The organism is Limnospira sp. (assembly GCF_051859755.1).
Taxonomy (GTDB): Bacteria; Cyanobacteriota; Cyanobacteriia; order Cyanobacteriales; family Microcoleaceae; genus Limnospira; species Limnospira fusiformis.
Map to the genome: position 1 here is coordinate 1 of NZ_JBIMLI010000176.1, position 8,181 is coordinate 8,181.

The following is an 8,181-nucleotide window of genomic DNA, read 5'->3' on the forward strand; positions in this document are numbered from 1 at the left end:
TGGCTCATTTCAGCTCTATTTCATACCCGAAGGTCCCGCACCATACTTGGTATGGTAGCGCATCGCCCTAATTGGTTCAACTAATCTGCGATTAAATTAAGCTCTTTAAGTTTTTTCATTAGTAAAGAGGGGGACGCTGAGACTCGTTAATTTGCAACTGTTCGCGACCATTGCGGATAATCCTTACCATGTCGCTCAGTTCATGCTCAATTTTAGCTAGAACATGATCAGCATACTCATCGGCTCCGGTTTGGATCTCATTACACTCATTTAAGATCCGATTTCGCATAGCATCAAGTTCCTGTTGAGCCTGATAGCGAATTTGTTCAACCTCGGCGAGAGTTTGTTGCTGTAAGGCTTCACACTCTATCTGGACTTGTTGTCTAAGGCGATCGGCTTCTTCGGTCGCTCGTTGGACAATACCAGTTTCATTAAAAAGTTGAGTAGCTCTTTGTTCAGCATTCTGTAGGATAGAGGCTGCATATTCTTCAGCTTCCTGGAGAATTTCATCTTTATGACGAACAATAATATCAGCCTCCTGAAAAGCACTCGGAAGATTTAAGCGGATCAGGTCTAGTTGATCTAGCAACTGTTCCTCGTCCACAAGAGTGCGTCGAGTCAGGGGAATGCGAGGACTGTCAAGAATCATTTCTTCAAGTCGGTTAAGTTCCCGCTGAATATCTATACTAGGCGAAGCGGTAGGAGTCGGTTCGCCGTTAGTGACAAGTCCATTAGGATTAGATTCAATTCTGGGGGTTAATTCCTGGCGTAACATCTATTAATATCTATAGCGACGTGGTTGGGAACAAGATGATCGACTGAACCGCCAAACTTGGCGATCTCCTTAACGACACTGCTTGATAAAAAGCTATATTCGTTGGAGGTTGCCAAGAAAACTGTCTCGATTGTATCAGACAGGGTTTTATTAGTGTGAGCCATTTGCAGTTCCATCTCAAAATCAGACAGGACTCGCAAGCCGCGCAATAGCACTTGTGCCTTTCTCAGTTTGGCATAGTCTACGGTGAGACCCTCAAAACTGGCAACCTCGACATTATCCAAATGGGAGATAGATTGCCGAATTTGAATCAGGCGTTGTTCGACTGTAAACAGGGGAGTCTTGCTAGGGTTGCGTAGGACGGCCACAATCACCCATTCAAATAGATGGGAACCTCGCTCAATTATATCAATATGTCCAAAGGTAACTGGGTCAAAACTGCCTGGATATATAGCAATCACAATAGATTATGGTTATCTTGAAGTCTTACCAGAGATTACCTTAAACTGTTTGATGGTTAAAACAAACTTTTTCCCTTACGGAATTCCCGGGCTACCCCGGAAGAGTCAAGCCCAGCCATACGGAATCGGCGATCTAAATCGGCCGCATCGGGGGAGGACTTTTCGGCTTCTTCCATGGTAATGCGTCCTAGGGTAACTTGTTCAAAAATCGCCTGGTTAATCAGTTGCATTCCTTCATAGGTGTCATTTTCCATGAGGTGAGTTGCACTTTCCTCGTCGCCTTTGAGTAGATAGTCTTTCATGGCTGGGGTATTAACTAGGATATCGTGAACTGCAGCCCTTTTGTTATCGACTGTGGGGATTAATAATTGAGCAATTACGGCGACTAGGGAATCACAGATCTGAATCCTGACGGCTGCCTGTTCGTCTACGTTGTAGAGGTTTAACAGTCGGTTGACTGAGTTAATGGCGTTGTGAGTGTGGACGGTTCCCAAGACTAGGTGCCCGGTTTGGGATGCTTGGAGGGCAGTATTAACTGTGGTGCGATCGCGCATTTCCCCAATTAGAATAACATCTGGGTCTTCCCGCAAAACGGCACGGAGGGCATGATGAAATTCTAGGGTATGTAATCCGACTTCCCTTTGAGAGATTAAGCATTGTCGGGAAGCATGGACAAATTCAATGGGGTCTTCAATGGTGACAATGTGCTTGCGAGCGTTTTCATTGAGATAACGTAACATGGCGGCGAGGGTGGTAGATTTACCTGAACCCGTTGGACCTGTGACTAAAATTAACCCCTGGGGATAGCTAATAATATTTTTGAGAACTTCTGGTAATCTCAATTCATCGATACTAGGAATTTTTAAGTTAATTAGTCGCAGCACCATGGCTCCCCCGGTCAGAGATTCAAAGCAATTAACCCGACATCGGACTATACCAGGATAAAAAATGGCGGTGTCGAGTTCTTTCATTTCGGCAAATTGTTGCCTTTGGTGTGGGGTGAGAATCTCACTGAGATACTGCTCAAATATTTCTGGGGTGACTTTGACTTGGTCTTTAATTCTAACCATTTCCCCCTGTATCCTATATCGGGTAGTATGTCCGACTCGAATATGAATATCGGAGGCTTTTTTAACAAAGGCATCCTTAACCATATCTTTAATGGAGTTACTGGGGGAAACATTGGTCGATTGTCGTTGTCTCGCGCGCACCGGAACTGTGGGCTTGGGGGGGAGATTTTCGGGAGATGGTGACTGAGTTGAATGAGCCATGAGGTGAGTGTCCCTTAGCTGATATCTGTTGCTAATTGTGGCACAGGGTTAACCGCAGTTGCAGTTGAGAACAGAGGGAAATTGATTTTCTGGTGGGGTTATGGCTCGTCGGTGCGATCGCCCCTGGGAATCCCTGGGAATCGAGAATTGACAGTAGAACCTGCCCCTAACATGATTGTTGATTTTTGTTTGAACGGCACAGGGAAATGATAGGATGATCTGAGGTATCCTAACCTAACATTTGCTCAAGTTTCGATTTTTTATGATTGTGAGTCAACCAGCCCTAGAGACTTCTGCGGGAGTTTCTTTACAAAATTTTCCGAGACTGCGCCGGGGGGTTACTGATATTTTCCCGGAATTGCCTAATTCTGAAAACCCAGAGGAAAATTTGGGTCAGCGGTTGGCTCTCAGTACCCGCCCTCTTAGGATTAAGTTAGGTATCGACCCGACTGGCTCGGATATTCACCTAGGACATAGTATCATTTTTCGGAAGTTGCGGGCTTTCCAGGACGCAGGACATACGGCGGTTCTCATTATTGGCGATTTTACTGCCCGCATTGGTGATCCTACTGGCAAATCGGAGGTTCGTCGTCAGCTAACTCCTGAGCAAGTAGAACAAAATGCCCAAACTTATCTCGAACAACTGCGCCCGATTTTAGATTTTGATACCCCGGGACGTTTGGAAATTCGTCGTAACTCGGAATGGTTATCTAAGTTGGATCTGGCTAAAACTTTGGATTTGCTGTCGCGGATGACGGTGGGACAAATGTTGGCTAAGGAAGGGTTTTCGCTGAGGTTTGAACAGGAAAATCCAATATATTTGCATGAGTTTCTCTATCCGTTAATGCAGGGTTATGATTCGGTGGCAGTTGAGGCTGATGTGGAGTTGGGAGGAACGGATCAAAAGTTTAATCTGGCTGTGGGAAGAGATTTACAGCGCTATTTTGGACAAACACCACAGTTCGGTTTACTAATGCCTATTTTGATTGGTACTGATGGGGTGCAGAAAATGTCTAAGTCCCTGGGTAATTATGTGGGACTGTCGGAAGACCCTTTGACTATGTACTCCAAATTGGAGAAGGTTCCTGATGGTTTGATTGCACAATATTTTGAGTTGCTCACTGATTACCCATTGGCAGAATTGCCGGAAAATCCTCGCGATCGCCAAAAGTTACTCGCCTTGGATATAGTCACTCAATACCACGGAGAAGCGGCGGCTTTGGCGGCGCAAAAAGCGGCTGTAAATTTGGTGCAAGGAGATGCAACTAGGGCTGAGGCTGTACCGGAATTTTCTCTGTCAGAGGTGGAGTTTCCGGCTAAGTTATTCTATATTCTTTCGGCTAGTGGACTGTGTAAAAGTGGCAGCGAGGCGAGGCGACAAATTGCGGGAGGTGCTGTGAAAATAGATGGCGATCGCATTGAGGATCCTAATTTAGTTGTGGCTTCTGCTGAAGAACTGAAAGGGCGAGTTTTACAAGTTGGGAAAAAGAAATTTATCCGGCTAGTGTAAATGGGTTGCCTATCATTGATTAACTTGGGGTGTAATCGGGATAATTTATCATCAATAAATTTCCGGTTTTACCCGGCTTATATTGACTGTAAAAATTGGAAAATATACCAACCATGACCATAGATAAAGTTATTGTTCCCCTAGATGTTTCCAGTCAAGCTGATGCGATCGCATTGATTGAAACCCTGCCACAAGTCACATTTTGGAAAGTGGGTTTAGAACTGTTTGTCAGTTGTGGTCCGCAAATTTTAAAACAACTCAAACAGCGCAATAAGCGGATATTTTTGGATCTGAAATTCCATGATATACCCAATACCGTAGCCGGAGCCTGTCGCGCCGCCGCTCGCTATGGTGTAGACTTAATTACTATTCACGCCACCGCTGGAAAAGTCGCCCTAAAAGCTGCTCAGTCGGCGGCGGAAATGGGAGCGAATGAGGCGGGTGTACCCGTACCTAAATTAATCGCCATTAGCCTGTTAACGAGCCTTAACGCCAGGGAATTAGCCTTTGACCTCAAAATTCCCCTGGAACTGCCAGAGTATGCCTTACAGATGGCATTATTAGGGCAAGAGTGCGGTTTAGCGGGGGCGGTGTGTTCGCCGCAGGAAGTGGCACAACTACGGCGGACTTGCGGGGATGATTTTCTGTTGGTGTGTCCTGGGGTGCGTCCGAGTTGGGCATCTAAAGGTGATCAAAAGCGATCGCTCACTCCTTCGGAAGCATTGAAAGCGGGTGCTAATTATTTAGTAATTGGACGACCTATTACTGAAGCGAATAACCCCATGACAGCATTAAAGCTAATTTCGGAAGAGTTAGACGCAGCGGAAAAGATAGTCAAGTAGATGTTTAGTATTGTAGCTAAATTACCATTTTGGTGAGCAAAGGGGCGGCGCTGAGAAGGGTTTGGGTGTAGGGATGCTGAGGATGTTTAAAAATCTGCTCAGTGTTTCCTATTTCCACAATTTTACCAGCGTTCATAACCGCAATGCGATCGCACAAAAATCTAGCCACCCATAAATCGTGGGTAATAAATAAATAGGTAAGATTAAAGTCTCGCTTGAGGTCTAACATTAACTGTAATACTTGAGCCTGAACACTAGCATCAAGCATACTAACAGGCTCATCACAGATTACCAATTTAGGGCGAGTAATTAAAGCACGAGCAATGGCTACCCGTTGCTGTTGTCCTCCTGAGAGTTGTTTGGGATAGCGGTTATAATAGTCCTCTACCGGAGTCAAACCCACGCGATCGAGCATTTCTAATACCCAACGTTTCGCCTGGGGTAGTTTTGCCATTTTATGAATTAATAGGGGGTCAGCAATAGCTCGACCAATGGTCATCATGGGATTTAAACAAGCGTTAGGATCTTGAAATATCATTTGGATATCGCGACGCTGTGAGCGCACTTGTCGCACTGACATAGCCGTTAAATCTTGACCCTCAAATTTCACTGTACCAGCGGTGGCGCGAACTAACTGTAAAATGGTGCGGGAAAGGGTACTTTTACCGCAGCCAGACTCTCCTACCAACCCGAAAATTTCACCAGGAGATAACTCGAAACTCACGCCATCAACGGCTTTGATTAATTGCTTTTGTTTGGTGAATATTTGCTGAATTATGCCGGATTCTAAACTATAATGCTGTTGGAGATTTTCAATTTGGAGAAGTGGTGGTGGTGGGTTAGTCTGTGTCTGTTCTTGGGGAGTATTGGGTTCTGGTGGCTGTTGGGAAGTTCCATGAACGTGGAGAGCAGATTCTAGGAGCGATCGCGTATATTGATGTTGGGGGTATTGTAGAACGGTGCGGCTATCTCCGAGTTCGACAATTTTACCTTGATACATAACCGCAATGCGATCGCAATACTCTCCCACCATGGCTAAATCATGGGAAATTAATAGGATAGCAGTTCCGCGTTCACGACATAGCCGGGTGAGTTCCTGCAAAATTTGCGCTGATACTGTCACATCTAAACTGGTGGTAGGTTCATCAGCTACAATTAACTTTGGGTTTAACAATAGGGCTAATGCGATCGCCACCCGTTGACGCATTCCACCACTAAACTCGTGAGGGTATTGAGACCAGCGTTCCGGTTGAATTTGGACGGCTGCTAAAGTAGCGATCGCCCTTTCTTTCGCCTGAGACCTGGACAATTGTGGCTCATGAGCTTTTAGGGTTTCAATGCAATGTTCCCCAATAGTCATCAGTGGATCAAGGCGGGTCATGGGGTCTTGAAACACTAAGGCGATCGCCTCCCCCCGAAACTGTCGCAATTCCTTCTCGTTAAGGTCAAAAACCGATTTTCCGCCAAATGTGACTCGACCTTGAATAAGACTAGACTCTGGAAGTAGACGCATAGCAGCGCGTCCCAAAGTAGACTTACCACAGCCAGACTCACCGACAAGTCCCAGACGTTCCCCCGGTTTGAGGGTTAGGGAAACATCATCTACGACCCAAGAGGGTGATTTATTCTGACTGGGATAAGCTACTCGCAGGTTTTCGATGTTAAACATTAAATTAAAGTTCCGAAGTTAGTCAGAAGCTGCCACCGTAGGACAAGTTTTATCATATCAACTATCTTGAAACAGATACATTTAACCCGGAAAAATCTAGCAATTGCTGGAAGTTTCTGAGTATGGCACAATCTGGAATGAAGTTATCGCGCCATTGGCGGAGGTATCTCTCAAAGCCAAGGGCAAAATGTTGAAAGCGCCATTGACATCACGCCCAATAGCGTGACTGCAGTCGGGACAAACAAATTGTTTGTTGCCTCTTAGCTTTGTGTGAATGTGGCCACACTTGGAGCAGGTTTTACTGGTGTACTCTTCCGTCACATCCGGGGGCGGGTTTACAAAGCTGATTCTTCTTAGTGGGGGCTGATCGCAGAACCCGCCCCTACACACAGCCATATTTAGCCGCTTGATGCTTCAATGTTTGCTTAAAACGGTAATGAGACCATGTAACCATTTTCCGTGCTGTCTTAGTTGACAGCCGTCGCTTGCCTCGTTTGACCATATTTTTGACCTCAAATGTAGGCAAAAATATGACTTTGTACTTGCTGCATAGATAGTTAGCTGCTTTCTTGTGCAGCTCCGAAACCAGGTCACGAATTTTCACCCGAATCTTTTGTGCAGCTTTTCGCAGACAGTGCCGTAGCCACTTCAATTGGCGTCCCTTGGATAGACCGATTCGAGACATTAACCTATCGAGGTGGGTAGCCAGTCGATAAATACGTCATAGGTCCGACTTGCCAATTTCCCAAATTTCTTGCCCGTAAAACCCAGTTATAAATGTCCTTACCCCTGGGTCAAGGGCGATGCTCTGCGTGCGTGTAAAGTGGTTGGCGCATAGGCGCATCTATGACGTAACAGATAAACCAGCGCCCTCTATCTAGTACCAAGGTGTCGCGAGTGCATCTTGTCGATAATTGGCTCACTTGCCTTGAACCTTAATCCCTGGGTCTGTGTCGGATAAAATGTCCCCTTTTTCCAATTATCTTTTGGAAATCGGGGGCGGGTTTTTAAAGCTGACTTGTGGGAATTATGGCTGACTGCGGAACCCGCCCCTACAACTTTCTTCGCGCACAGACCGGGGGCGGGTTTTTAAAGCTGACTTGTGGGAATTATGGCTGACTGCGGAACCCGCCCCTACAGCATCTCCCCCTGATTTTATTGCCGCTTTGTGCGCCTCATCAGCTTGGAATACCGCCAATTGGCGTGGGTTATATGGGGTAATTGGCGCTACCCCATATGGACTCGTATCCATGACCGTTTGTCCGCAGCTCCTCTTTGCCAATCCTGTTATGGTCGAAAGGGAAGTCACCTTCCCCAACTCCAATTCAAAACCGTGCATGCGAGTTTCTCAGCACACGGCTCCTGATGTGAACACCCTATTGTCAATAGGAACAGGCTACAACCCCTGCTTTGTGACTTCAACTTTGGGAGCTATATACAACACGTAGTCTTTAAACTCGCTCAAGTCATAAGCACTCTTACTTATCGCAGTCTCTATATCCACACCGTGACTAGTGGGCATATCCCAACCATTACCATTGGGCATTGGCTTTCAGTCACATCCTTTCCCCTTATAGGGTTAGGGGTCGAGAGTGAAGTCACCTTCACCCTCTCCCATTCAGAACCGTGCTTGATAGTTTCCCATCACACGGC

The 8,181-nt window shown here is 46.1% G+C and carries 8 protein-coding genes; 2 read left to right on the top strand and 6 right to left on the bottom strand.

Going from position 1 to position 8,181, the window contains the following annotated elements:
• Positions 1 to 118: 118 nt before the first annotated feature.
• Genes ACTIE0_RS21330 through ACTIE0_RS21340 form a run of 3 tightly spaced genes read right to left on the bottom strand, consistent with a single transcriptional unit; the run spans position 119 to position 2,507 of the window.
• On the bottom strand, positions 119 to 775 hold the full coding sequence (locus ACTIE0_RS21330) for an ATP synthase subunit B family protein (RefSeq protein WP_006626257.1): 657 nt from the start codon (positions 773 to 775) through the stop codon (positions 119 to 121).
• The gene (gene coaD, locus ACTIE0_RS21335) at positions 757 to 1,236 is read right to left on the bottom strand and encodes a pantetheine-phosphate adenylyltransferase (protein WP_006626258.1); all 480 of its coding nucleotides are present in this window, start codon (positions 1,234 to 1,236) and stop codon (positions 757 to 759) included. The genes ACTIE0_RS21330 and coaD overlap by 19 nt, the downstream gene beginning before the upstream one ends.
• Positions 1,237 to 1,292: 56 nt before the next feature.
• A complete protein-coding gene (locus tag ACTIE0_RS21340; protein ID WP_006670074.1) occupies positions 1,293 to 2,507 on the bottom strand; it encodes a type IV pilus twitching motility protein PilT in 1,215 nt (404 codons plus the stop codon).
• A gap of 262 nt (positions 2,508 to 2,769) precedes the next feature.
• Between ACTIE0_RS21340 and tyrS the strand changes: the two genes are divergently transcribed.
• Both tyrS and pyrF read left to right on the top strand, forming a co-directional pair.
• Positions 2,770 to 4,017 carry a tyrosine--tRNA ligase gene (gene tyrS, locus ACTIE0_RS21345; RefSeq protein ID WP_006670075.1) on the top strand — a complete coding sequence of 416 codons (1,248 nt, stop codon included), beginning with the start codon at positions 2,770 to 2,772 and terminating at the stop codon, positions 4,015 to 4,017.
• Positions 4,018 to 4,130: 113 nt separating this feature from the next.
• The gene (pyrF, locus tag ACTIE0_RS21350; RefSeq protein WP_006626261.1) at positions 4,131 to 4,859 is read left to right on the top strand and encodes an orotidine-5'-phosphate decarboxylase; all 729 of its coding nucleotides are present in this window, start codon (positions 4,131 to 4,133) and stop codon (positions 4,857 to 4,859) included.
• A 16-nt stretch (positions 4,860 to 4,875) separates the two neighbouring features.
• Here the strand turns inward: pyrF and ACTIE0_RS21355 are convergent, their stop codons facing one another.
• The 3 genes from ACTIE0_RS21355 to ACTIE0_RS21365 form a co-directional block, all read right to left on the bottom strand.
• Complete coding sequence (locus tag ACTIE0_RS21355; RefSeq protein WP_006626262.1) at positions 4,876 to 6,528, bottom strand: ABC transporter ATP-binding protein; 1,653 nt, start codon at positions 6,526 to 6,528, stop codon at positions 4,876 to 4,878.
• 96 nt (positions 6,529 to 6,624) lie between these two features.
• Positions 6,625 to 6,924: a zinc ribbon domain-containing protein gene (locus ACTIE0_RS21360; protein ID WP_215905440.1), complete on the bottom strand. Its 300-nt coding sequence runs from the start codon at positions 6,922 to 6,924 to the stop codon at positions 6,625 to 6,627.
• Between the two features lie 631 nt (positions 6,925 to 7,555).
• Positions 7,556 to 7,780 (bottom strand): hypothetical protein, encoded by a 225-nt coding sequence (locus ACTIE0_RS21365; RefSeq protein WP_035759715.1) that lies wholly within the window; start codon positions 7,778 to 7,780, stop codon positions 7,556 to 7,558.
• Between the last annotated feature and the right edge of the window lie 401 nt (positions 7,781 to 8,181).

Coding starts and splice junctions, on each gene's coding strand:
- ACTIE0_RS21330 (WP_006626257.1), bottom strand. CDS start 775: ATGTTACGCCAGGAATTAACCCCCAGAATTGAATCTAATCCTAATGGA.
- ACTIE0_RS21340 (WP_006670074.1), bottom strand. CDS start 2,507: ATGGCTCATTCAACTCAGTCACCATCTCCCGAAAATCTCCCCCCCAAG.
- tyrS (WP_006670075.1), top strand. CDS start 2,770: ATGATTGTGAGTCAACCAGCCCTAGAGACTTCTGCGGGAGTTTCTTTA.
- pyrF (WP_006626261.1), top strand. CDS start 4,131: ATGACCATAGATAAAGTTATTGTTCCCCTAGATGTTTCCAGTCAAGCT.
- ACTIE0_RS21355 (WP_006626262.1), bottom strand. CDS start 6,528: ATGTTTAACATCGAAAACCTGCGAGTAGCTTATCCCAGTCAGAATAAA.
- ACTIE0_RS21360 (WP_215905440.1), bottom strand. CDS start 6,924: ATGGCTGTGTGTAGGGGCGGGTTCTGCGATCAGCCCCCACTAAGAAGA.
- ACTIE0_RS21365 (WP_035759715.1), bottom strand. CDS start 7,780: ATGGATACGAGTCCATATGGGGTAGCGCCAATTACCCCATATAACCCA.